General features: G+C 61.5%; 21 protein-coding genes. 3 read left to right on the forward strand and 18 right to left on the reverse strand.

The window, feature by feature from the left end:
• Positions 1-41 precede the first annotated feature (41 nt).
• On the reverse strand, positions 42-389 hold the full coding sequence (gene yajC / locus GGI60_RS12015) for a preprotein translocase subunit YajC (protein ID WP_004678848.1): 348 nt from the start codon (positions 387-389) through the stop codon (positions 42-44).
• A 202-nt stretch (positions 390-591) separates the two neighbouring features.
• Between yajC and GGI60_RS12020 the strand changes: the two genes are divergently transcribed.
• Entirely contained in the window at positions 592-1,464 is an 873-nt protein-coding gene (locus GGI60_RS12020) for an ATP-binding protein (RefSeq protein WP_183915941.1), read from the forward strand.
• 57 nt (positions 1,465-1,521) lie between these two features.
• Here GGI60_RS12020 and GGI60_RS12025 read toward each other — a convergent pair whose 3' ends face one another.
• The 13 genes from GGI60_RS12025 to GGI60_RS12085 form a co-directional block, all read right to left on the reverse strand.
• Entirely contained in the window at positions 1,522-3,111 is a 1,590-nt protein-coding gene (locus tag GGI60_RS12025) for a peptidoglycan DD-metalloendopeptidase family protein (RefSeq protein ID WP_183915943.1), read from the reverse strand.
• A gap of 139 nt (positions 3,112-3,250) precedes the next feature.
• Positions 3,251-3,904, reverse strand: a complete 654-nt coding sequence (locus GGI60_RS12030; protein ID WP_183915945.1) for a protein-L-isoaspartate(D-aspartate) O-methyltransferase — start codon at positions 3,902-3,904, stop codon at positions 3,251-3,253.
• The gene (gene surE, locus GGI60_RS12035; RefSeq protein ID WP_183915947.1) at positions 3,901-4,674 is read right to left on the reverse strand and encodes a 5'/3'-nucleotidase SurE; all 774 of its coding nucleotides are present in this window, start codon (positions 4,672-4,674) and stop codon (positions 3,901-3,903) included. The genes GGI60_RS12030 and surE overlap by 4 nt, the downstream gene beginning before the upstream one ends.
• A gap of 4 nt (positions 4,675-4,678) precedes the next feature.
• Positions 4,679-5,962, reverse strand: coding sequence for a serine--tRNA ligase (gene serS / locus GGI60_RS12040; RefSeq protein ID WP_183915949.1), 1,284 nt, complete (start codon positions 5,960-5,962; stop codon positions 4,679-4,681).
• A gap of 98 nt (positions 5,963-6,060) precedes the next feature.
• Positions 6,061-6,888, reverse strand: coding sequence for a twin-arginine translocase subunit TatC (tatC, locus tag GGI60_RS12045; protein ID WP_016732894.1), 828 nt, complete (start codon positions 6,886-6,888; stop codon positions 6,061-6,063).
• Complete coding sequence (tatB, locus tag GGI60_RS12050; protein WP_183915951.1) at positions 6,885-7,511, reverse strand: Sec-independent protein translocase protein TatB; 627 nt, start codon at positions 7,509-7,511, stop codon at positions 6,885-6,887. Before tatB ends, tatC begins: the two co-directional genes overlap by 4 nt.
• A gap of 50 nt (positions 7,512-7,561) precedes the next feature.
• The gene (locus GGI60_RS12055) at positions 7,562-7,753 is read right to left on the reverse strand and encodes a twin-arginine translocase TatA/TatE family subunit (RefSeq protein ID WP_003538990.1); all 192 of its coding nucleotides are present in this window, start codon (positions 7,751-7,753) and stop codon (positions 7,562-7,564) included.
• A 181-nt stretch (positions 7,754-7,934) separates the two neighbouring features.
• Complete coding sequence (gene scpB / locus GGI60_RS12060; RefSeq protein WP_183915953.1) at positions 7,935-8,639, reverse strand: SMC-Scp complex subunit ScpB; 705 nt, start codon at positions 8,637-8,639, stop codon at positions 7,935-7,937.
• Positions 8,636-9,493: a ScpA family protein gene (locus GGI60_RS12065; protein ID WP_183915956.1), complete on the reverse strand. Its 858-nt coding sequence runs from the start codon at positions 9,491-9,493 to the stop codon at positions 8,636-8,638. Before GGI60_RS12065 ends, scpB begins: the two co-directional genes overlap by 4 nt.
• Before the next feature lie 19 nt (positions 9,494-9,512).
• Positions 9,513-10,526 (reverse strand): beta-N-acetylhexosaminidase, encoded by a 1,014-nt coding sequence (nagZ, locus tag GGI60_RS12070; protein ID WP_183915958.1) that lies wholly within the window; start codon positions 10,524-10,526, stop codon positions 9,513-9,515.
• Between the two features lie 110 nt (positions 10,527-10,636).
• Positions 10,637-13,846: an SPOR domain-containing protein gene (locus tag GGI60_RS12075; protein WP_183915960.1), complete on the reverse strand. Its 3,210-nt coding sequence runs from the start codon at positions 13,844-13,846 to the stop codon at positions 10,637-10,639.
• A 61-nt stretch (positions 13,847-13,907) separates the two neighbouring features.
• Positions 13,908-15,665, reverse strand: coding sequence for an arginine--tRNA ligase (argS, locus tag GGI60_RS12080; protein WP_183915962.1), 1,758 nt, complete (start codon positions 15,663-15,665; stop codon positions 13,908-13,910).
• Positions 15,666-15,728: 63 nt separating this feature from the next.
• A complete protein-coding gene (locus GGI60_RS12085) occupies positions 15,729-16,946 on the reverse strand; it encodes a deoxyguanosinetriphosphate triphosphohydrolase (protein ID WP_183915964.1) in 1,218 nt (405 codons plus the stop codon).
• A gap of 219 nt (positions 16,947-17,165) precedes the next feature.
• Between GGI60_RS12085 and erpA the strand changes: the two genes are divergently transcribed.
• Complete coding sequence (gene erpA, locus GGI60_RS12090) at positions 17,166-17,498, forward strand: iron-sulfur cluster insertion protein ErpA (protein ID WP_183915966.1); 333 nt, start codon at positions 17,166-17,168, stop codon at positions 17,496-17,498.
• A gap of 125 nt (positions 17,499-17,623) precedes the next feature.
• Positions 17,624-18,415 (forward strand): exodeoxyribonuclease III, encoded by a 792-nt coding sequence (xth, locus tag GGI60_RS12095; protein ID WP_183915968.1) that lies wholly within the window; start codon positions 17,624-17,626, stop codon positions 18,413-18,415.
• 59 nt (positions 18,416-18,474) lie between these two features.
• Here xth and exoR read toward each other — a convergent pair whose 3' ends face one another.
• The 4 genes from exoR to GGI60_RS12115 all read right to left on the reverse strand — a co-directional run bounded on the left by exoR (position 18,475) and on the right by GGI60_RS12115 (position 24,472).
• Positions 18,475-19,272, reverse strand: coding sequence for an exopolysaccharide production regulator ExoR (exoR, locus tag GGI60_RS12100; protein WP_183915970.1), 798 nt, complete (start codon positions 19,270-19,272; stop codon positions 18,475-18,477).
• Between the two features lie 19 nt (positions 19,273-19,291).
• The gene (locus GGI60_RS12105; RefSeq protein WP_183915972.1) at positions 19,292-19,756 is read right to left on the reverse strand and encodes a hypothetical protein; all 465 of its coding nucleotides are present in this window, start codon (positions 19,754-19,756) and stop codon (positions 19,292-19,294) included.
• Positions 19,757-19,983: 227 nt separating this feature from the next.
• Positions 19,984-21,231: an OmpP1/FadL family transporter gene (locus GGI60_RS12110; protein ID WP_183916310.1), complete on the reverse strand. Its 1,248-nt coding sequence runs from the start codon at positions 21,229-21,231 to the stop codon at positions 19,984-19,986.
• Between the two features lie 397 nt (positions 21,232-21,628).
• Entirely contained in the window at positions 21,629-24,472 is a 2,844-nt protein-coding gene (locus GGI60_RS12115; RefSeq protein WP_183915974.1) for a valine--tRNA ligase, read from the reverse strand.
• Between the last annotated feature and the right edge of the window lie 84 nt (positions 24,473-24,556).

The raw sequence follows: 24,556 nt of genomic DNA on the forward strand, positions 1-24,556 counted from the left end.
CTCGTCGATCTTCCGATCCGGCGGTTTGCCGTTATCGCCTGTTACGCCGCGTCGGCCTTGACAGGTTCACCCTTGACGCGAACTTCCGAAATGCCGCTGCGGACGATGCGCACGCGAACGCCTTCGGCGATCTCGACTTCGACTTCCTTGTCGTCGACGACCTTCGTCACCTTGCCGACGAGACCGCCGCCGGTCACGACCTGGTCGCCGCGACGGATCGCCTTCAGGGTTTCCTCACGCTTCTTGGCCTGGGCGCGCTGCGGACGGATCAGCAGGAAGTACCAGACGACCATCAGCGGCACGAACAGAATGATCATTTCGAAACCGGAGCCGCCGAAACCGGTTGCGGTATCGGTCGCACTCTGGGCGAATGCCGGGGTGATGAACATGCTAAACTCCTCAGGCTTGGCGGCGGAACTCCGCCTCATTTTTCAGGTTGCCGGACTATAGTTGCCGCTTCGATGAATGCAACAGAAACAGCCGGAAACAGTACCGATTCCGCTGCCTCATAACCTTTCCGCCGGCAAAACGCCATGCTACCCGCCTCGAAAGATAAAGCGGATTGCCGCAGCAAGAAATCAGGAGCTTGCGATGACCGAGGAAATCAACACTGCCTTGCTTGCCGAGCTGAAGCGGCTCGCGGATGCCGTCCATCGTCTTGCCGGACCGGCACCCGCCGTCAACGACTGGAACGCGGCAGACTGTTTCGTCTGGGCGCCGCTGCGCCAGCATCTGCAGCCCGTTAAGAAACCCAACCGGGTGGCGTTGAAGCTCATCCGCGGCGTCGACCACGTGCGTGATATCCTGCACGAAAATACGGTGCGGTTCGCCGAGGGTTATGCCGCTAACAACGTTTTGCTCTGGGGTGCGCGCGGCATGGGCAAATCGTCGCTGGTCAAAGCCGTGCACGAGGATGTCAGGCGCGAAAGCGGCGTCGCGCTGAAGCTGGTCGAAGTTCACCGCGAGGATATTGCCAGCCTGCCCAACCTACTCGACCTCCTGAAGGATAAGCCCTACCGGGTGATCGTCTTCTGCGACGACCTCTCCTTTGATCACGACGACACCGCCTACAAATCGCTGAAGGCAGCGCTCGACGGCGGCGTCGAAGGACGGCCGGACAACGTGCTCTTCTACGCCACCTCGAACCGGCGCCACCTGCTGCCGCGCCACATGATGGAAAACGAACAGTCGACAGCGATCAATCCGTCCGAAGCCGTCGAGGAGAAGGTTTCGCTGTCCGATCGTTTCGGCCTCTGGCTCGGATTTCATAAATGCAGCCAGGAAGACTATCTCGGCATGGTCGACGGCTATGCCGATTACTTCAAGCTTGGGCTCGCGCGCGACACACTGCATGCCGAGGCGCTGGAATGGGCAACAACGCGCGGTGCGCGCTCGGGCCGCGTCGCCTGGCAATATATTCAGGATCTGGCGGGACGCATGCGCGTCCATATCGATAGAGTCTGATTAAATAACAAAAGCCCGGCGGTTGGCCGGGCTTTTGCGCTTCCTGGTACGCTCTACCTATTCCAGGAAAGTCATCGGGTTGACCGGGGACGCGTCCTTGCGCACCTCGAAATGGACCTGCGGCTGCTTGACGTCGCCGCTCATGCCGGAGACGGCGACGGTCTGACCGCGCTGGATCTTCTGGCCGCGGGCAACGCTCAGCGTGTCGGCATTGCCATAGACCGTGACGGTACCGTCGTCGTGACGGACGAGGACGGTGTTGCCGAGTTCCTTCAGGCCATTGCCGGCATAGATGACGACGCCGTTTTCGGCGGCCTTGATCGGCGTGCCCTGCGGCACCGAGATATCGATGCCGTCATTGCGGCTGCCGTTGACGTTGGCGCCATAGGCGGCAATGACCTGGCCGCGCACCGGCCAGCGGTATTTGCCGATGCCGGTCGATTCCGGCGCGTCGGAGCTGACGTCGGCCTTCTTTTCGACCTCGTCGACGGTCTGGGTGGCGGCCGGCGCCTTATAGGGCGCGGGCTGAACGGAAGCCGTCTGCTGGGCAGACGCCGGATCAGCCGGCTTAGATTCGACCTTTTCAGCCGGGATAGAGGCGGTCTTGATCGTGTCGGTTCTGCCGATCGGGATCTTCAGGGCCTGGCCGACACGCAGCGAGCTCGCCGAAATATTGTTGGCGGCCTTGAGATCGTCGATATTGGCGCCGGTCGCCTTGGCGATCTTTGCCAGCGAATCGCCCTGCTTGACGACATAGGTGCCGGAAGGCGCCTTCGGATCCTTGCCGGCGCCGGCCGGAAGCTTACCGGCCGGGTCGGCGCTCGCCATCATCTTGTCGCGGGCGGAATTACCACCTGGGACGACCGCTACCTTCTGTTCCGGCGCCTTGGCCGGCCCCGGCATATTGCCGGGCTTGGAAAGATCGGCTGCCTGCGAAGCTGCCTTGGCGGCATTGCCGCCATTGAAAGTCGGAATCAGGATCGCCTGGCCGGGTTGGGCGGCAGAGGCCGTTTTCAGATTATTGACGCGCAGGATTTCCTTTTCCGGAACGCCGAAACGTCTGGACAGCGTAGCGATGTTTTCGCCCGGACGCAGCGTCACGGAAGGCGCATTCGTCGCCGACCAGCCGGAAACTTTAGGCGTCGTGCCGGTCGTCAGCGAATCGGGCGTCGCCTTGGGTGCTGCCGGCGCGACGAGCCGCGGCTTTTCAGCCTGCGGCGAAGCTGGGAACGGCTGGGCGAGCGCGACTTCCTTTTCCCGCTGCCGGGACGGTGCGGCAGCCGTCGGCGCCGCAAGCTCGGAACGCTGTATCGAGACCGGCGAGGAAGCCAGGCGTGCACTCGATGGACGGATCGGCTCGTAGCCCGGGCTTGCCGGATAGGGCTGGTTCAGCGCATTGTTTCCACCGTAACCGGACTGGCTGGCGACGGCCGCACCGCCGAGATCGGCGCGCGGCACAGGATCGCCCTGGACGCCGCCCCTCCGCGGAATGGAACTTGTGGTGATCTGATCCTGGCCGGAGGAGGAAAACAAACCGCCAAACCGTGTCACATCGGAACTGCAGCCCGTTGCGGCACTCGCCAGCAGGCCCACAACCAGAAGATTACCGGCCGACTTACCGAACTTCGGCGAAAGACTGAAACGCATTGACTCGACCCACTGAGAACGCAACCATTTGTGAGTCTATTAAAGCGCGTTAGTATTACCACGCGGTTAAGATGCTGGAATCAGTGCGATATTTTTGAGAAGTTGATAACCATAGCTTACGGGTGAAAAATCGCAGTGCCTACAGCAGCGAGGCAAGACGCGGAACGATCGGCAGATAAGGGGCTTCGAACAGTTCCTCGCGTTCGAAACGACTGCCGGTTTTCGTCAGCCGCACCATGCGACACTCGTTCTCGGAAATCATCAGCGGCGCGATCATCGAGCCGCCGGAAACGAGCTGGTCTGTATAAAAGCGCGGCATGGCATTGAAGGCCGCCGTCACCAAGATACGATCGAACGTGCCCTCGCCCTGCATGCCCGCGCTGCCGTCGGCCTGGCGGATGACGACGTTGCGCAGGCCAAGCGATTCCATGCGCCGGTGTGCTGCCGTCGTCAGCGTCTTGTAGCGATCGATCGACAGAACGCGTTCGGCCAGGCGGCCCATGACGGCGGCAGTGAAGCCGCTGCCGGTTCCGATTTCCAGAACGCGCTGTCCCGGTTTGAGCTTGAGGTGATGGAGGATGCGGACGACAAAATCGATGCCTTCGAGAAAGGAACCGCATTCGATCGGAATCGTGCGGCTCGAATAGGCGTCGTCGACAAATTGCGCCGGCACGAACAGCGAGCGCTGCGTCTGCTCCACCGCCGTCAGCAGATCGAGGTCGGAGATGCCTTCGGCACGCAGTCTGAGGACGAGCGCCGCAAAGCCCTCCTTCTCCGCCAGTCTTGCCGTCAAACCTGTGCTCCGTATCCCAGGGCCCGCGCCACGCGGTCCGTTACGGAATAATCGGTCAGATCCAGTTTCAAAGGCGTTACCGAAATTTTGTTATGCTTGAGGGCGTGAATATCGGTGCCTTCGATGAAGGCGCCGGCCCGTTCGCCGAACTTCAACCAGTAATAGGGAAAGCCCCGACCATCGGAGCGGGCATCGACCTGCAGATTGAAGGCGAGCTTGCCCTGCATGGTCACCTCGGCGCCATCGACCTCGTCGGGACGGCAGTTCGGGAAGTTGAGATTAAGGAACGTGCCTTCCGGCAGATCCAGAACCATAAGCTTTTCCAGAAGAGCCGGCGCATGCGTCTCGCAGACCTCCCAGGGCACGATGCGTGCACCGTCCTCGTAGAGATAGGCCTGGCTCAGCGCGAAGGAGCGCACGCCTTGCATGGTGCCCTCGATGGCGCCGGCGATCGTGCCGGAATAAGTCACGTCGTCGGCAACATTCGAGCCCGAATTGACGCCGGAGAGAACGAGGTCGGGCTTGATGTCCATCACCTGCCGGACGCCCATGATGACGCAATCGGTAGGCGTGCCGCGCAAGGCGAAATGCTTGTCGGAGATTTTGCGCAGCCGCAGCGGTTCGGAGAGGCTCAGCGAATGGGCAAGACCGCTCTGGTCCGTCTCGGGCGCCACGATCCAGACATCGTCCGACAGCGTGCGCGCGATCCGCTCCAATGCGGCCAAGCCTTCCGCGTGAATGCCGTCATCATTCGTAAGCAGGATGCGCATCGCCTCAGGCCGCCCGTTCGATCTTGGTCAAGCCGCCCATATAGGGCAGCAAAACGTTCGGAATCGTGACCGAGCCATCCTCGTTCAGATAATTTTCGAGGACGGCGATCAGGCAGCGGCCGACGGCGGTGCCGGAGCCGTTCAGCGTGTGTACGAACTTGTTGTTCTTATCGTCCTTGCCGCGGTAGCGCGCATTCATCCGCCGGGCCTGGAAATCGCCGCAGACCGAGCAGGAGGAGATTTCGCGGAAGGCGTTCTGTCCCGGCAGCCAGACTTCCAGATCATAGGTCTTGCGCGAGCCGAAGCCCATGTCGCCGGTGCAAAGCGTCATCGTGCGAAAATGCAGGCCGAGGCGCTTCAAGACCTCCTCCGCGCAGGCGGTCATCCTCTCATGCTCGGCGATCGAACTCTCGGCGTCGGTGATCGAGACGAGTTCGCATTTCCAGAACTGGTGCTGGCGCAGCATGCCGCGCGTGTCGCGGCCGGCCGAGCCTGCCTCCGAGCGGAAGGACGGCGTCAAGGCGGTGAAGCGCAGCGGCAGCTTTTCCTGCTCTAGGATTTCCTCGCGCACGAGATTGGTCAACGTCACTTCAGCTGTCGGAATGAGATAGCGGCCGTCCGTCGTCTTGAAGAGATCCTCTTCGAACTTCGGAAGGCTGCCGGTGCCGAACACCGCTTCAGCCCGAACCATCAGCGGAGAGCTGACTTCGGTATAACCGTGCTCGCGCGTGTGGAGATCGATCATGAACTGCCCGAGCGCGCGCTCGAGCCTGGCGAGCGGCCCGGTCAGCACCGTGAAGCGCGAGCCGGAGAGCTTGGCGGCGCGCTCGAAATCCATATAGCCGAGCGCCTCGCCGATTTCAAAGTGCTCCTTCGGCGTATGGTTCCATCGCGGCTTTTCGCCGACGATGCGGGTAACGACATTGTCATGCTCGTCCTTGCCGACCGGGACATCGTCGAAAGGGACGTTCGGGATGCGTGAGAGCGCGTCGTTGAGCTCGGCGGTCAGCTGCCGGTCCTCTTCCTCGACCATCGGCAGCAACGTCTTCAGCTCAGCGACTTCGGCCTTCAGCTTCTCGGCGAGTTCGGCGTTCTTCTGGGACAGCGCCGCACCTATCTCCTTGGAAGCGAGGTTGCGGCGGGACAGCAGGTCCTGCGCCTTCTGCACGGCGGAACGGCGCTTTTCATCGAGGGCGACGAGACTTTGGGCCAGAGGCTCCGCACCGCGCTTGGCAAGGGCGGCATCGAGCGCTTCGGGATTCTCACGGATCCATTTGATATCGAGCATCGTCGTTCCAGTCGTTGCAACAGAAGTGACCCGGCCAAAGCCTGACCGGGCTTCGGACGGGTGAGACGGCGTTCATGAAGGGATTTCCGGATGACCGCTCAGACGCTGTCCGTCTTGGCAACGTCCGCGGATTCGGTGTCCTTTTCGAGCGCCTGCCGGGCACGCTGGCGCTCCACGAGTCGCGCCGCATGGATGGAAATCTCGTAGAGAAGGATCGTCGGCAGTGCAAGACCGATCTGGGACATCGGGTCCGGCGGCGTCAGCACGGCGGCGACGACGAAGGCGAGCACGATGGCGAACTTGCGCTTTTCGGCAAGCCATTGCGACGTCAGCAGGCCGACGCGGGCGAGCAGGGTCGTGATGACGGGCAGTTGGAAGACGAGGCCGAAGGAGAAGACCAGCGTCATGATCAGGCTCAGATATTCCGAGACCTTCGGCATCAGCGAGATCGCCACCTCGTCATGCCCCGGCGCCTGCTGCATCGACAGGAAGAACCACATGACCATCGGCGTGAAGAAGAAATAGACGAGTGCCGCGCCCATCAGAAACAGGACCGGCGAAGCGATCAGGAACGGCAAGAAGGCTTGGCGCTCGTTCTTATAAAGGCCGGGCGCCACGAACTTGTAGACCTGCGCGGCAATGATCGGGAACGCGACCACCAGGCCGCCGAACATCGCCACCTTCACCTGCGTGAAGAAGAACTCCTGCGGCGCCGTATAAATCAGCTGGGCCTTCTCGACGTCAAGATGCGCCCACTCCACCGCCGTCTTGTAAGGAATGACCAGATAGTTGAAGAGGTGCTTGGCAAAAAAGAAGCATGCGATGAAGGCGACGAAAAACGCGCCGATCGACCAGATCAGCCGCGTGCGCAGCTCCATCAGATGCTCGATCAGCGGCTGCGGCTTGTCTTCGATATCACCGCTCATGCCTCGTCCTTCTTGTTCTTCTGCACGGACGCTTTCGGTGCTGCGGGCTTTCTGGCAGCCGTCGTGCGCTTCGGCTTTTCCGCAGGCGCGCTTTCCACGGGCGCGGCGATCGCAAAGGCTGCCTTATCTGCGGCCTTGGCGCGCGGCTTGCGCACCGCTTTCGGCTTGGCGGCAACCGCATCGGCCGTAGCGACGGCTGCAGCAACGGGTTCCGGCGTCGGCGCGGGCGCCGGTACCAGCGGCGGCGTTTCCGGCAGGCTCATTGACGGCGTCGGGGCAGAAACTGCAGCCAGCGGCACTTCGGTCTTGTTCTCGGGCGCAGCACTCGCCTTCTGCAGGTCTGCCTTGATCTCGTTGCCCATCTGGCGAAGGGGGTTCATCGCCTCGCGCAGGCTGTTGACCGGATTGAGCTTCTGCGCATCGCTGATCGTCTGGCGGACATCGTCGAGCTCAGCCTCGCGCAACGCTTCGTCGAATTGCGCGCGGAAATCACCTGCTACCTTGCGGGCGCGCTGCGTCATCTTGCCGAAAGCGCGCAGCATCGGCGGCAAATCCTTGGGACCGACAACGACGATCAGCACGACCGCGATGACCAAAAGCTCGGTCCAGCCAATATCGAACATGCAAGGCTCCTGGGCGGAAGCGCGGGGGCTGCGCCTTTTCCCGCACTTGGTTACTTCGTTTCGTCGGCCTTGTGATCGACGGTCTTGGCCGTATCCGGCGCGTCTTCGTCCGTCATGCCCTTCTTGAAGCTTTTGATGCCCTTGGCGACATCGCCCATCAGTTCCGGGATCTTGCCGCGACCGAACAACAACAGCACGATGACCAGAACGATCAACCAGTGCCACATGCTAAAAGAACCCATTACCCTAACTCCCTGTTTCGATGTTCCCTCGATGTAAGAATTTCCCACACCGTTTCCAACATCAAGCGCATTGAACTGCGCTTAATGTCACGGTATCGCACCATGTGACAAGCCACAGCCCCCCGAAAAATCGTGAGCACCATTGTTTTCGTCATGCGTGGCGAAAGCAAGACGAAGTCCTTCAATCTTCGGAGGTAGAACGCGGGGCGAGCAACCCAAGTTCTTCGAGATCCATCTGGGTAATGGGGTCTTCGTCCTCGCTCAGCTCGTCGTTCATCAATGGCGAGGGAATATTGAAATTCGCCGGAATGCGGCCCGAGAGCAGGCCTGCTCCCTTCAATTCTTCGAGACCGGGAAGATCGCGCAGTTCCTCGAGGCCGAAATGGTCGAGAAAATCACGGGTGGTGCCCAATGTCACCGGCCGGCCCGGCGTGCGCCGGCGGCCGCGAAACCGCACCCAGCCCGCTTCCATCAGCACGTCGAGCGTGCCGCGTGAGGTCTGCACGCCGCGGATATCCTCGATCTCGGCGCGCGTCACCGGCTGGTGATAGGCGATAATCGACAGCACTTCCAGCGCGGCGCGCGACAGCTTCTTCACCTCGTTGTCATCGCGGCGGATGATGAAGGAGAGGTCGGCGGCGGTGCGGAAGGCCCAGGCGCTCTCCACCTGTACGAGGTTGACGCCCCGCGGCGCATATTGCTCCTTCAAGCGCAGCATGATCGCGCGAACGTCGGCATCCCTGGGGAGGCGCTCGGCGAGGAAACTTTCGGGCACCGGCTGCGAGGAGGCAAAAACCAGCGCCTCGGCGATGCGCTCGGCCTCGATCTCGGCCTGCGGGTCGCGAACTTCGTTCTCGTAATCCTTTTCGCTCTTCAGATCGATCAAACCGGCCGCTCCTGTTCCACCACCTGCAGCGTCGCATGTTTCGGGCCGCGGCGCATATAGATCGGCTGAAAGGCGCCGTCTTGGCGGATTTCGAGCTTGCCCTCGCGCACCAGCTCCAGCGAGGCGGCGAAGGCGCTGGCGATGGCAGTGACGCGCTCCTCGGGGGCTGCGAGATAACGCAGCAGATAATGCTCCATCGCCGTCCAGTCCCCGACCTCGCCGATCATCTGGGTCAGTAGCTCGCGCGCCTCGGTCAGCGACCAGACATTGCGCCTCTCGATCGTCACCTGGGTGACGGCATGGCGCTGGCGCAGCGCCGCATAGGCGGTCAGGAGATCATAGAGGCTCGCCCCGTAAGCCGACTGCTGTCGGTCGGGAATATGCTCGGGCGCGCCGCGCGCGAAGATATCGCGGCCGAGGCGGTTGCGGTTGACGAGGCCTTCGGCCGCCTGGCGCATGGCTTCGAGGCGTTTCAGGCGGAAGGCAAGCGTTGCCGCCATCTCCTCGCCCGAGGGCCCATCATCCTTGACCTGCTGGGGAATGAGCAGCCGTGACTTCAAATAGGCAAGCCAGGCCGCCATGACGAGATAATCGGCGGCGAGCTCAATGCGGATCCGGCGGGCGCTTTCGACGAACTGCAGATATTGCTCGGCGAGCGCCAGCACCGAAATGCGCGACAGGTCGACCTTCTGGTTGCGGGCGAGATAGAGCAACAGGTCGAGCGGACCTTCGAAGCCGGCGACGTCGATCACCAGCGCCGGCTCGTGGCTGGCGCGCTCGGCGCCGTTATCCTGCCACAGCTTGTCCATCGGCGTTGCCGCCTGCGGACGCTCCGTACCCTTGACCGTGTTCACCACGCTGCTCCCTCTGCGATCAGACGATCGCAAACATCGCCTCGAATTCCGCTCTCAACTCCGCCTCATCGGCGCTGTCCGGGGCGGCGAAACCTGCTTCCACCGCTTTCGCTCGGGCGAGCGACGCACCGGCGAGCCGCGGAACATTTGCCACGACATCCCGCATCTCGTCCATATGGCCATTGCAATGCAGCACGATATCGCATCCGCCTGCAATGATATTCGCCGCACGTTCGCCGATCGTGCCCGAAAGAGCGTTCATCGAGCTATCGTCGGAAAGCAGCAGACCGGTAAAGCCGATATGCTCGCGGATGACGCCGTCGATCACCTTGCGTGAGGTCGTTGCCGGATTATCCGGGTCGATGGCGGTGAAGACGACGTGGCAGGTCATCGCCATGAGCTCGTCCTTCATGCTGATGAAGGGCGGGAAATCATGGACCTCGAGCTCATCGCGCGAGACGGTAACGACAGGCAGTTCCAGATGGGAATCGGCAAATCCGCGGCCATGGCCTGGCATGTGTTTCATCACAGGCAGCAGGCCGCCGGCCTTCAGCCCTTCGGCAGCCGCCCTCCCCATGGCAATGACGGTGTCAGGATCGCCGCTATAGGCACGGTCGCCAATGACATTGCTGCTGCCTTCGACCGGAACGTCGAGCACCGGCAGGCAATCGACATTGATGCCGAGTTTCGAAAGGTCGAAAGCATGCAGCCGCGACATCACCCAGGCGGCGCGCAGGCCGAGCGCTGTGTCGCGGCGATAAAGATCGCCGAGCGCCTGACCCGAGGGATAACGCGGCAAGACCGGCGGGCGGATGCGCTGGACGCGACCACCCTCCTGGTCGATCAGCACCGGCGCATGCCAACCGACGCTGTCGCGCAGTTCGTCGACGAGATTGGTGATCTGCGAGGCTTCGGAAATGTTGCGCCCGAAGAGGATGAAGCCCCAGGGCCGTTCGCCCCGAAAGAAGGCCTTCTCTTCGGATGTTAGGGCAAGGCCGCTGCAGCCAAGGATCATCGCTTTTGATTCGGTCATTTAGGAATCATAGACCGCCCCCCGCCAAATGCGAGCAAGCGCGGGCGCGATGCACAAAAAAGAGCGGCGGGCCGATCGGCCCGCCGCTCTCATAATTCCGTGACCTGATTTTACTTGGAGATCAGGCAGCTTCCGCCGGCTGCGCGATACTGTTCGCAAAGCGCCGCGGCCTCATCCTTAGAGCCGACCGGGATGCGAACACGGTAGAACGTGCCCTTGCCGGCGATATCGGCCCTGCGGATCTCATGAGCGCGGCCACCCAGCACCCCGGCGAATTTCTTCGAGAGGTTGGCATAGGATTTATTGGCCTCGTCCTCCGACGGCAGTGACGCGATCTGGAGGCCGTAACCTCCGGTGGATGCGGCCTGCTGCGGCTGGGCGGCGGCCGGGGCGGCAGAAGCAACCTGCGTCGGCTTCGGCTGCTGCGCCGGCGTGCGGACATTACCCTTGTCGGTGACGGTGCTGACGACATTGACGGGCTGATCGGCCGGGCGGGCAATCGGAACTGGGGCCTTATCGGCGACCGCCGTCGTCTTGACCGGCCGTACCGGCGCATCGACCGGGGCGGGATTAGCCTGCTGCACATCGGCAATTGCCGCAGGCGACGGCTGAGCCGGCGCTGCTTCAACAGGTGCTGCCGAACGCGAATCGGCGGAAGCGACCTCGGTGCTTGCCGGGAAGCTTGCAGCCGTTCCGCCGACCGGCGGCACGGCCGGGGTCGACGGCGTGGACTGGGCCGTGACCGGCGGCTGGGCAGACGGCACCGGCTGGGCGGACGGCGTTGTCTGGGCAGACTGTACCGGCGGCTCCGGCTGATCGACGGGCGCAACCTCCTCGCGAGCGACCAGGGTTCCGTCGGGCTTGACGATCATCGTGCGGACCTTTCGCGGCGAAACGGACGGCGTCTTGTCGGCGCCGCTTGCGGCCGCGTCGTCGGCATTGGCCTGGTTCGGCAGCAGACGCGGATCCTCCGTCTCACCGACCGCGGTCGGCGCGACCCGATCGTCGGCGCCGGCGTTCTCGTCGTCCTCGGGCAGCGCTTCCGGTGTCAGTGTGCGCTGGACGACATCGACGGGCGCCTCGTCGGACGACACGAGCGACTTCTGCTTCGGCTCCTCGGCAGAACCCGCTACGCGGTCATAAACGGCCTTGTCCTGGTTGGGCACGGTCTTGCCGCCGGGATTTTCCGGAACGACCTTGACCGGCTCCTTGTCGGCGGTGATCACGCGCGGCTCGCCGGATGCGACAATGCCAAGTCCCTCGCCGTTCCAGACGGAGGAATAGACGCCATAACCGACGCCGGCGAAGACCACCAGCACGACAGCCCCGGCAAGCAGCCGGCGCATCGAGCGGGCGCGGCTGAAATCGGCGGCCTGGCTTGCCGATTCGATGTGGACCTCGGAGGTCTGGCGGCGCTCGACCGGCTCGCGCACGCTGCGGCGGAAATCCTCCTCCAGCGCCCGTTCGAAATCATCGAGGCCGTCGGCAATGGTCGGCTTGACCGGCTTGGCCGCGGCAGCGGTATCACGGGGCGGCGCCGGCATTTCCCGCGGCTTGGCCGGTTCAAAGAAGCTCGCGATCTCTGCGTCGAGATCGAAATCGAAATCCGCCGTTTTCGCCACCGGCGCGGGCTGCTCGACCGGCGGCAGCGCCGGCACGTGCATATCGTCGACGGCCTCGGGACGTTCCTCCGGATCAGAGATCATCGCCGGATCGAAAGGCAGGTCTTCGGTCGATTCTGCGACGGGCACTTCTGGGGCGGGCGCTTCTGGGGCGGGTGTCCAGTTGAAAACAGGCGCAGGAGCTACGGCCGGCGGTTCGGCCGCAAAGACCGGCGCGGACCGCGTGGGCGCGGTCGCCTGCTGGAGCGCAGCGGGTGCCGGCTGCGGCTTCGGCTGCGGTGCAGGCTCGGACGCCTCGGAAAAATCGAGATCGGCAAGTTCCAGCTCGATGCCGGCAAGATCCAGTTCGAAATCGTGGCCGGCAAAAGGATCGTCAGCCTCCGGCGCGGGCTGCGGCGCCCGGGCATATGCCGTTGCGGCAGGCTGGGGCGCGGTGACCTCGGCAGGCTGGGGCGCGACCGGCTTTGCCGCTTCGGCGACAGGGGCAGGAACCATTTCGACGGGAGCGGACAGGACCGGTGCAGCGACGACCGGCGCAGGCTGAACCGGTGCGGCGGCTATTGGGGCGGCCTCGGCGGCGGGCTGCGGCGAGACAGGCGCCAGATTGGCGCGCTGCAATACCGGATGCGGCACCGGATAGCGCGAGACGTCGGCCAGCAGATCGTCGAGATCGAAAGTGCCGGCGGTGTGCGGAACTTCCGGTACGACTTCGGTGAGGGCGGCATCAGCCTGGATCTCGCCTTCCACTGCGGCAGCAAGATCGAAACCGGCGTCAGAGCTGAACTCCTCCGGCCCTTCCTCGACGTCAAAGAACTCTTCGGCCTCGGCAGTCTCTTGCGGCGCAACCGCCTCATCGTGACGATCGAGCTCGGCGGGGAACCCAAATGACGGCGAAGCGGAGACGAATTCCTCAGCGGGCTCGACAGCGGCGACGGGCGCCGGCTGCGCGGCCGCAGGCTGCGGCTCTACCGCCACAGGATTGGCGAGCGATGATTCCGCCACCGGTTCGTCGGCTGCCTCTGCCACCGGTGCGGCGACGATCTCGGCCGTCGGCTCGACCACATCCGCCGGCGGAGCGATCGGCTCCTCGCGTTTCGCAGCGTGGAAATTGGCAAGCGGCAACCGGATGCTGGCAGCCGACCATTGCGGGGCTTTGGCGGACTGTGGCACGGAAGAGACGGGCGCCGCACCGATCGACAATTCGAGCTCTTCGATCAGATCGCGGGCGCCACCGAAGACGGCTTGAATGGGCGCCTCAGAATCACGATCGATGGAAAGCTGCTGCGGGTCGGCCGGCCAATCGGCAGCGGCAACGTCCCAATTTCTTGCTGCAGGTTGCGCTGCTTCTTCGGCGGCGGCGGGAGCAGCGGAGACAGGCTCCGGAGCCCGCGGGCTTTGGACAGCAGGGGCAACATCGAGAACGGGCTCGACATAATCTTCAGGCGCAATGCCGTCGGAAATCGGCTCGGCCGGATGGTCGAGATCTGCGAGCGGACGCGGTGAGTCGTAACGGTCGAACTCGCGCCCGAGCTCGTCCTCAAGATTGAGGGCAGGCTCGCGCCGTGCGGCTTCGCTTACCGTATTCGCTGCAACACGCGGTTCGAAGCCGACGATACGAGCAAGCTCGGCCAACGGATCGTCGTCAGCAAACAGATCGTCTTTTCCGCGCGTATCATACGCAAGTTGTTTCTCAGCCATGCCTATCCCACTCGCAAACGCCAACGCTCAAATGCCAGCGCATTGTGGGGAAATGGTGACGTTATCGCATTTCGTCAGGTGCGGCAGTGCCTGTAATGGCAAGTCCCGACTTCAAAACCGACGCGACGGCGTACACCAGCCCAAGTCTGGCAATACTTGATTCTCGGTTTTTATCATTAACAAATCGTAATTCCGTCTGATCTTTACCTTTGTTCCAGTGCGCGTGGAAGGAACTGGCAAGGTCGTAGAGGTAAAAAGCGATGCGATGCGGCTCCTGCGACTGGGCCGCCGCTTCGACGATACGCGGGAATTCGGCAAGCTTGGCGACGAGCTGCAATTCGGTCGGATCGCCAACGCCAGCAACGGCTTTCGCAAGATCGTCAGGCGAAACATCGAGGCCGGGGAAAGCCTCCCTCGCCTGCCGGAAGACCGACATGCAGCGGGCATGCGCATACTGCACGTAAAAAACAGGATTGTCCTTCGATTGCTCCGTCACTTTGGCGAAATCGAAGTCCAGCGGCTCAGAATTCTTGCGGTAAAGCATCATGAAGCGGACCGAATCACGGCCGACTTCCTCGACGACGTCCCGAAGCGTGACAAAATCGCCGGAGCGTTTCGACATCTTCACCGGTTCGCCGTTGCGATAGAGCTTGACGAGCTGGCAGAGCAGTACCGTCAGCTTCGCCTGCCCGTCCGAAACGCCACGCGCCACCGCCTCCAGGCGCTTGACATAGCCGCCATGGTCGGCGCCGAGCACATAGATCATCTCGTCGAAACCGCGGTCGAACTTGTTCTTGAAGTAGGCGACGTCGGCGGCGAAATAGGTGTAGGAGCCGTCCGACTTGATCAGCGGACGGTCCATGTCGTCGCCCACCTCGGTCGAGCGGAACAGCGTCTGTTCGCGATCTTCCCAATCCTCGGGAAGCTGGCCCTTCGGAGGCGGCAGAGTGCCCTTGTAGACGTAGCCCTTGAAGGTCAGGTCGTTGATAGCCGTGCGGATCGCGGCCGCGCCATTGGCGTGCAAGGTGCGTTCGGAGAAGAAGATATCGTGATGGACGTTCAGCGCAGCCAGATCTTCGCGGATCATCACCATCATCGCGCTGATGGTGCGATCCTTGACGATCGGCATCCATTGCTCTTCCGGCATGTTGTGCAGTCGCACGCCGTAATCGGCGGCAAGCGACTCGCCGACGGGGACGAGATAATCGCCGGGATAGAGACCCGAGGGGATTTCGCCGATCCGCTCACCGAGCGCTTCGCGATAACGCAGGAAAACCGAGCGGGCGAGCACGTCGATCTGCGAGCCGGCGTCGTTGATATAATATTCCTTCTCGACGCCGTAACCGGCAAAGGCGAGCAGGTTGGCGAGCGCGTCGCCGACGACGGCGCCACGGCAATGACCGACATGCATCGGCCCGGTCGGATTGGCCGAAACATATTCGACATTGACCTTGCGGCCTGCACCGAGGGTCGAGCGGCCGTAGTCGGTGCCGGAGGCGATTATCGAGGCGAGCAGCCGCTGCCAATAACCAACGGCGAGACGAATGTTGATGAAGCCGGGACCGGCGACCGAGACATCGGCGACGTCGGTATCCTCTTTGAGCTTGGCGATGATGACGTCGGCAAGCGCGCGAGGGTTGGACCCGATCGGCTTTGCCAGCACCATCGCAGCGTTGGTCGCAACGTCGCCATGGCTCGCATCGCGCGGCGGCTCGACGGTGATGCGGCCGAAATCGAGGTCGGATCGCTTTTTCCTGACCAGATCGAGCTGTTCAAGGGCGGTTTTGATCCTGGCTTCGAAGTCGGTAAAAAGGTTCATCGCACTCTTCCATGCATAGGCTGTGCCAAGGGCGCAAATCGGCCTTCGGCGGGCGACCGCTGCCTATCGCAAATCCGGAGTGTGGTCAAACAATCGCCTGTGGGCACTGATTGCATAGGTGTCGGTCATACCGGCCAAATAGTCGCCGACATGGCGAGCCTTCGGCGCATCGGCGAGGCCAGCGATATGATCGACCCAGTAATGGCTTTGCATCTCCTTGGGGCTCGCCATGTATGCGCCGAAAAGATCGGTGACGATCTGGGCAGCGCCAGCGCGGATACGCATGATATCGGGATTGCGGTAGATGCGTTTGAAGAGCATCGCCTTGATCTGCCTGTCGGTTTCGGCCATCGCGTCGGAGAAGGTGGCGATGACCCGGTCGGCAGCGCGAATGTCACCTGCGCTCTCAGGGCGAAGAATTGAAAGACGCTGCTGGGCGACGCCGATCACGTCCTCGACCATGCGGGTGATCTGCCTGCGCATGATCTCGTGGGTGAAGCGGCTCGGCTCCAGATGCGGATACCGCGCCCTCACCTCGGCCATCAACCCGGCCAGAAACGGGATTTCCTCCAGCACGTCGAAGGTCAGGTATCCGGAGCGCAGACCATCGTCGATATCGTGGGTGTTGTAGGCGATGTCATCGGCGATCGCCGCGACCTGGGCCTCAAGGCTGGCGTAGGTCGCAAGCTCGAGATCGTGCAGTTCGCAATAATCGAGGATCGGCTGCGGAACCGGGCCGCGTGTGCCGACACCCTCGGGCGTCAGCAGCGGACCATTGTGCTTGACGAGGCCTTCGAGACTTTCCCATGTCAGGTTGATGCCGTCGAATTCGGCATAACGCCGCTCGAGTTTGGTCACGATGCGCAGCGATTGGGCATTGTGGTCGAAGCCGCCATAAGGCAGCAGCACCTCGTGCAGTGCATCCTCGCCGGTATGGCCGAACGGCGTGTGGCCGAAATCGTGCACGAGCGCCACGCCTTCGGCCAGATCCTCGTCGAGTTTCAGGGCGCGTGCGAGCGCGCGGGCGATCTGCGCCACCTCGATCGTATGCGTCAGCCGAGTGCGGTAGTGATCGCCATCCTGGGCGATGAAGACCTGGGTCTTGTGCTTCAGGCGGCGGAAGGCTGTCGTGTGGACGATGCGGTCGCGGTCGCGCTGGAAGTCCGAGCGCGTGGGGCTGCCGTCTTCCGGATAGAGACGCCCACGCGTCGTCCAGGGGTCTGCTGCATAGACCGCCCTTTCGCTGCCGCCGAAACCCAAAGCCCGCCTGTCAACCGTCATTCTTCACCGTCATTCTGCCTGTTGCCGCATCTGCCCATTGACGCCGCTCTGCCCTGTTCATACTTATAGCCCGACAAACGGCAAAGAGGCGCCTGCCGACCGTTTCGCACATCATGGCCTTTTTGCGAAGATCATGGTAAGTTCTTTTGATATCAGGCATTTGAACATTTCAGTGCCAAAACCCATTCTCTCCGGATCTTGACCCCGGCAGGAGGAAACATGACGGATACGAGTGTAACCCTTTCAGATGCCGCGGCAAAGCGTATCGCTGCGATCATCGGCGCGGAGGCCGGCAAGAGCGCGCTGCGCGTTTCGGTCGAAGGCGGTGGCTGTTCGGGCTTTTCCTATAAGTTCGACCTTGCCGACAGCGCGGGCGACGACGACGTCGTCGTCGAAAAGAACGACGCAAAAGTGCTGATCGACAGCCTGTCGCTCGTCTACATGGCTGGCTCGGAAATCGACTTCGTCGATAATCTGCTTGGTCAATCCTTCCAGATCAAGAACCCGAATGCGGTGGCAAGCTGCGGCTGCGGCACCAGCTTCTCGATCTGAATATCCAGACGAATCGCACTGTCCCAATGAACCGGCCGAAGAAGTGTCTTCGGCCGGTTTATCGTCTTGTCCATTTGTGAAAGACCACGATAAAAGAAGCGCACGCAGCGGAACAGGACGAAGAGATGAAGATCGCGACTTGGAACATCAACGGCGTCAAGGCGCGCATCGACAATCTGACGCAATGGCTCAAGGATTCCGATCCCGATATCGTCTGCCTGCAGGAGATCAAGACGATCGACGAAGGTTTTCCCAGGCTGGAGATCGAAGCGCTCGGCTATCACGTCGAGACGCACGGCCAGAAGGGCTTCAACGGTGTGGCTATCCTCTCCAAGACTTCGCCTTCCGAAGTCAACCGCGGCCTGCCCGGTGATGCGCTGGACGAACAGTCCCGTTTCCTCGAGGCGGTGTTCACACTGCCGGACACGCGCATTCTGCGCGTCTGCTGCATCTATCTGCCGAACGGCAATCCTGTTGAAACGGAGAAATATCCCTACAAGCTCGCCTGGATGGAGCGTCTGCGGGTGTTTGCGGCCGAGCGCCTCGCCTATGAGGAGATTCTGGTGCTCGCCGGCGACTACAACGTCATCCCCGAGCCGCACGACTGCTTCGACCCCAAGGTCTGGGAAAACGATGCGCTATTTCTGCCGCGGACGCGGGAGGCATTCCGCAGGCTCGAAAATCTCGGGCTGACCGATGCAGTGCGCGCGACGACGGATGCGACGCGGCTCTATTCCTTCTGGGATTATCAGGCGGGGGCGTGGCCGAAGAACAACGGCATCCGCATCGACCACCTGCTGTTGTCACCGGAGGCTGCCGACCGGATGACGTCGGCGGCGATCGAAAAACATGTGCGGGCCTGGGAAAAGCCGTCCGACCACGTGCCTGTCGTCGCGTATTTCGATTTTGCGGCCTGACATTCGCAGTCCGTAGCACCGCGTCATCGCAACACGCGACAGGGCGCTGCAAGCAGGCTTCAGTCGTCGGAGCCGCTCGCAATGGCGTGCGAGAGCGATACCGCCGTGCGGCGGTCGGCCTCGTTCGCAACCGAGAAAGCCTGCTCCTGCAGCGCTTCCATCCAGCTGCAGTCTTTGGGCTTGCAGCGGTCGAGAGCGGCGGTCATCAGCGCGAGACCGCGGGCCGTCTGGCCTTCGTCGAAGAGAATATTTCCGAAAACCGCCATGGCGCCGGGATGGCCACTCTTGCGCGCCTGGTTCAACCACTTCTTCGCCTGCTGCGGGCTGGCATTGCCGCCCTCGCCGGCCAGCATCATCTGCGCCAACTGGAACTGCGCCTCGGGAACGCCAAAGGTGGAGGCTACCTGGAAATAAAGCTGGCGGGCCTGGGTGAGATCGATCTTGACCGGGCTCCCCGATATGCCGTGCTTGTAGTAATTGGCGAGCGAGAGAAGCGCGTTGACGAAGAAGCCGGTGTCTTCCGAGCCGGGTTCGACACCCTGCTGGGCAATCTCACTGTAGATCTTGAAGGCTTCGAAATCATCCTGGGTCACGCCGTCGCCGTCGGCATACATATTGGCGAGCGCCCAGCGCGAACCGGTATGACCTTTTTCGGCGGCGTATTTGTAAGCTTCGACCGCCTCCTCCTTCTGTCCGTTTTTATAGGCCTTGAAGCCGAACTTGAAGAGGTCGAACGGACCGGATTCCTTGCTGACGTCGCTCTTGATGTCGAAAGCGCGAACCGGGCCGGACATTGCCAGCGCGATCCCTAAGCCCATCAGCATGAACTTGAACAATTTGAACTCGGACGTTACCATTTCAACCGATTTCTTTCGTTCATCGCACACAGCCGGCGCCGGCGCCGGACAGACGATGGATGTATTCATTCGAGGCGAGCGATCCCGCGGCGGGCTCCATGGCCCCTTTGCCCGCGTCGCATCCAGCCCGTTGGCCTTTTCCGAAAGGCGGAATTTTCAGCATGGCATCTAGAACCACCCGGCTCCCGGCATGGCCCGACTGCAATCTGTCTGGCATTCCTTTGGCAGGCGCGGCATCCGCCTTCCTGCCCTTATCGCTTTGGTAAACAGCAAATGTGACGAAACCGGTATCGGCTTCTCCGCCAAAGCCGCGCTGCTCAGGCGCACGGGTCGAAAAAACCGGCATTGAACGAATCGACAACCTCGTTGCAAGGCTGGATCTGCGGCCGGAACAGCCTTGTCCAAAAAGCGAAACGTCCGCAATCGAACGACTGTCGCCAATCGCGCCGCATGACCTGCTGTTGCCGGAAAAAAATTGACCCATGCTACTCTTTACACACACCCTACGTCTGCCGTCTTCTTGCCTGCCAATAGCGCTGCGCTCTCTTTGTGGCGGGAAATAGACAAATTCGCCGCGCAGCCACCATATGCCAACCGTCGTAAAAAAGTGTTGCTGAATCGTCACAAATCGGCATGGGAATAGTATGATTAACGGACGTAAAAATAGAAGAGCCCGGCAGTGCCGGGCTTTCAATTCTTCAAATCGGAGTATTAGAACTTAACCTTGAGGCTCGTCGACAGTGCAGTGACCAGATCGTTGCCAAAGGAATAGGAGACCTTATCTCCATAGGTGACGCCGTCCTGGGTCACAACGCCGGACGAACCGCTCGTCAACAGACCCACGGCGCCAGCGATGCGCCATTCGATATGTTCGGTCGGCGTGTAGGCTGCACCGACACCCAGCGTCCAGCTGTCTGTCTGCGAACCGTAGCCCTGACTGGTGCCGCGGTCCCAGGTCAGGCTTACCGCACCGGCCCATTGATCGGTGAACTTGTGGCCGACACCACCGGAGATCGTCCAGCCGTCACGATAAAGAAGGTCGAGCGAGGTCAGACCACCCACGGGGCACGACAGGCCGTTGGTCGGGCAGAATGCTACCGACTGCAGGACGCTCCAATTCGTCCATTTAACCGATCCGAATGCAAGCCAATCCGGAGCTATACCAGTCTGAACCTTCAACTCCAGAGAGTCCGGAGCCTCTGCGGAACCGGACACGGGCGTGATTAGGCCTCCATATACCGGCACAACCGGAACCTGACGCAGATCAACAGTTCCGGTCAGGTCGTCGTACTTGACGCGGCTGTTATAAACCAGGCTTGCACGCATAGCATATTCCGGGATCTCGTAAGCAAGACCAGCGCGCCAGCCCCAGCCGCTGTCTTCGAGGTCAAGGCGACCGACGCCGGTGCCGGTGCCGAGCAGAAGCGGAAGCGTTGAAACCAGACGTTCCTTGAAGCCTTCGACTTCCTGATAGAAGGCGCCGCCGATAAAGCGAAGCTGCCCGGGACCGACGTCAAAACGATACGAACAAGTGCCGCCATAATTGCGGGTCTTGATTTCCGTTTCGATGTTGTCGTTGGCGCCAGCCCAGTTCAAACCCGGATCGGAATGGCCACCAAAGGGTTCGGAATAATCGACAAGGCAGTCGATTGCGTCGCCGAAACCAGCCTTAAAGCCAATATAGGGGATAGTGTAATTCGAGGTCTCGTCGGCACTGTTCGGGCGGCTGTTCAGATTGCCACCACCCGTAAATATCGACGTATTCGTGTCGCGGACGTCCTTCAGCTTGCGCTGCGGGGTGACGTAGGTAACGCCCGATTGGAACGAAAAAGGCGACGTATCGAACAGCTGATCGATATTATAGCCGCCGCGCTCCAGACCGCCGGCGAAGGACGGCGATGCGAGCGACGAAAGAAGAACGAGCGACGTTGCGCCCTTGGAAAACCTACGCGATGCCATTGCGTCTCCCCCACTCCAGCAATTGATGTGACGCCACTCTAGTAAGTGTTCGCCTGACATGGCAACGCGCCCCACGGCAGCGCTGCCGGCCATTGCAAGAGCCAACTTACGTAAAGAAATTGACGGACACGTCAAAAAATCTGGTTAATAAAATTTTATTCCAGAGTTATTGGTTATTCGCGGAGCTTTTGGGTTTTCATTCCAAACATTGCGGAAGCTGTATCAATCCGACAACAGTACCAGTTTTCGCCCTTTGGATGCCAGCAGGGCCACAATCCACAGGCTGAGCGCCTGAAATCAACCGCTTTCAGGACCGAATCACGCCCGCCCGAACGACAAAAGACGCGCCCGAGGCCAGGCGCGTCTTTGAAATAACTACCAAAATGGGCGACGAAGCTTATCCGGCTTCGCTCACCCTGGAAAGGGCGATCTTCAGGCTCGCCATCTGACCCTTCAGTTCCTCTAAACGCTCGCGCTCAGCCTCGACCAGTTCGGGATTGGCATTGGCGACGAACTTCTCGTTGGAGAGCTTGCCGTCAACCCGCGACATCTCGCCTTCCATCTTGGCCATCGCCTTTTCGAGACGCGCCTTTTCGGCGGACAGGTCGATCAGACTGCCGAGTGGCAGGCAGACGGTGGCCTCGGCGACGACGATCTGGGCTGCTCCCTTCGGCGCATCGTCAGCGAGCGAGATCGCCTCGACACGCGCGAGCCGTTTGATGGCGGCGTCGTGGCGGAACAGCCTTTCGCGCGTCAGGTTGTTGGCCTTGACGACGACGAGCGGCGCGGTGGCCGACGGCGGCACGTTCATTTCGGCGCGCACGGAACGAATGCCGGAGACGAGGTCGATCAGCCAGTTGATCTCGTCGGCAGCCGCGTCGTCGGCATAGGACGGCGACGGCCATTCGGCATGGCAGACCAGCGTGTCGCGCTCTTTGCCTTCACCTGCCGTATGCGCCCAGAGCTCTTCGGTCATGAAGGGCATGAAGGGATGCAGCAGCTTGTAGATCTCTTCGAGAATAAAAGCACTGCAGGCTTGGGCTTCGGCCTTGGCGCCCTCGTCCTCGCCGTTGAAGACCGGCTTCAGAAGCTCGAGATACCAGTCGCAGACCTGGTTCCAGACGAAGCGGTAAAGGGCGCCGGCGGCGTCGTTGAAACGGAAGGCTTCAAGCGCTTCCGTAACGTCACGTTCCGTTCGGGCAAGTTCCGTTAGGATCCAGCGATTGATGGTGAGTTCGGCCGCCTCCGGCACAAAATGCGGATCGCTCTTTGCTCCGTTCATCTCGGCAAATCGCGTGGCGTTCCAGAGCTTGGTGCCGAAATTGCGGTAGCCGGCGATGCGGGCCGGATCGAGCTTCACATCGCGGCCCTGTGCGGCCATGATCGCCAGGGTGAAGCGCAGTGCGTCGGCGCCGTATTCGTCGATCAGTTCCAGGGGGTCGATGACGTTGCCTTTCGACTTCGACATCTTCTGCCCGTTCTTGTCTCGCACAAGCGCGTGAATGTAGACGGTATGGAAGGGCTCGACGGGATCGCCATTGTCGTCCTTCATGAAATGCAGACCCATCTGCATCATGCGAACCACCCAGAACGGGATAATGTCGAATCCGGTGACCAGAACATTCGTCGGATAATAGCGTGCAAGTTCCGGCGTCTCCTCGGGCCAGCCGAGTGTCGAGAAAGGCCAGAGCGCAGAAGAGAACCAGGTGTCGAGCACGTCCTCGTCACGCGTCAGGATTTCGCCGGGCTTGAAGTTTTCGAGCAGGTCCTTGACATACGCCTTCATCGGCCCTTCGTGCGAGAGGTAATGCTGGATCGCCGCCTGCAGCGCCTCTTCCTCGGTCTTTTCGACGAAGACCTGACCGTCGGGACCATACCATGCGGGAATCTGATGCCCCCACCAGAGCTGGCGGGAAATGCACCAGGGCTCGATGTTTTCCAGCCAGTTGAAATAGGTGTTTTCCCAGTTCCTCGGAATAAACCGGGTTCTTCCCTCGCGAACGGAATCCAGGGCGGGCTGCCCCAATGTCTTGTTGTCGACAAACCATTGTTCCGTCAGCCGCGGTTCGATCGGCACGCCGCCGCGGTCACCATGCGGGACCATATGCTTATGCGGTTCGATCTTCTCGAGGAGGCCGGCCTCTTCGAAGATTTCGACGATGACCTTGCGCGCATAGAAACGGTCCTGCCCTTCCAGGCGATCCCAGGCGCCGTGCAGTGCGGCCGGATTGTCGAGGCCCTCGAGGAAATCCTCATTGTCCTTGATTGCAATGGTGCCGTCGACGTTCATGATGTTGATGGCGCGCAGCTTGGCGCGCTTGCCGACGTCGAAGTCATTGAAATCATGGGCCGGTGTGACCTTCACCGCGCCCGTGCCGGCCGTCGGATCCGCATAGGAATCGGTGACGATCGGAATCTTGCGGCCGACGATCGGCAGGATGACATGTTTGCCGACGATCTGTTTGTAACGTTCGTCTTCGGGGTTCACGGCAACGCCGGTATCGCCGAGCATCGTCTCCGGCCGCGTCGTCGCGACGACGATATAATCACGCGTCTCGAATTGAGTCGGCTTGCCTTCCTCGTCGAAAGCAATCGGATATTGATAGGTGACGCCCGGCTCGAGCGGATAACGCAGATGCCAGAGATGGCCCTTCACCTCGTGCTGCTCGACCTCCATGTCGGAGATCGCCGTCAGGAGCTTGGGGTCCCAATTGACGAGCCGCTTATCCTTGTAGATCAGGCCTTCCTTGTAGAGCGTGACGAAAACCTCGAGAACGGCCTGGGACAGTCCTTCGTCCATGGTGAAGCGCTCGCGGGACCAGTCGCAGGACGCGCCCAGGCGCTTCAGCTGGTTGAAGATCAGGCCGCCCGATTCCGCTTTCCACTCCCAGATCTTGTCGATGAAGGCTTCGCGGCCCATTTCGCGGCGGCCCGGCAGCTGCTGTTCCATCAGCTTGCGCTCGACCACCATCTGGGTTGCGATGCCCGCGTGATCCATGCCCGGCTGCCAGAGCACGTCCTTGCCGCGCATGCGCTCGAACCGCACCAGTATGTCCTGCAGCGTGTTGTTCAGCGCGTGACCCATGTGGAGCGAACCGGTGACGTTCGGCGGCGGGATCACGATGGTGAAGGTCTCGGCCCCGGGCTTGGCGTTCGCGCCAGCGCGGAAAGCGTCCGCTTCATCCCATTTGGCGGCGATTTTCGGTTCGACGGCAGCGGAATCATAGGTCTTGTCGAGCATTTTCTGACCAATTTCGAGGTTCGAGGATGGGCGTTTGTAAATAGGATGGCCACGGCCAAGTCAATAAAAAAGCCGCCCCGGAGA

This window comes from Rhizobium lentis (genome assembly GCF_014200175.1).
In the GTDB taxonomy this organism is placed as follows: domain Bacteria; phylum Pseudomonadota; class Alphaproteobacteria; order Rhizobiales; family Rhizobiaceae; genus Rhizobium; species Rhizobium mulingense.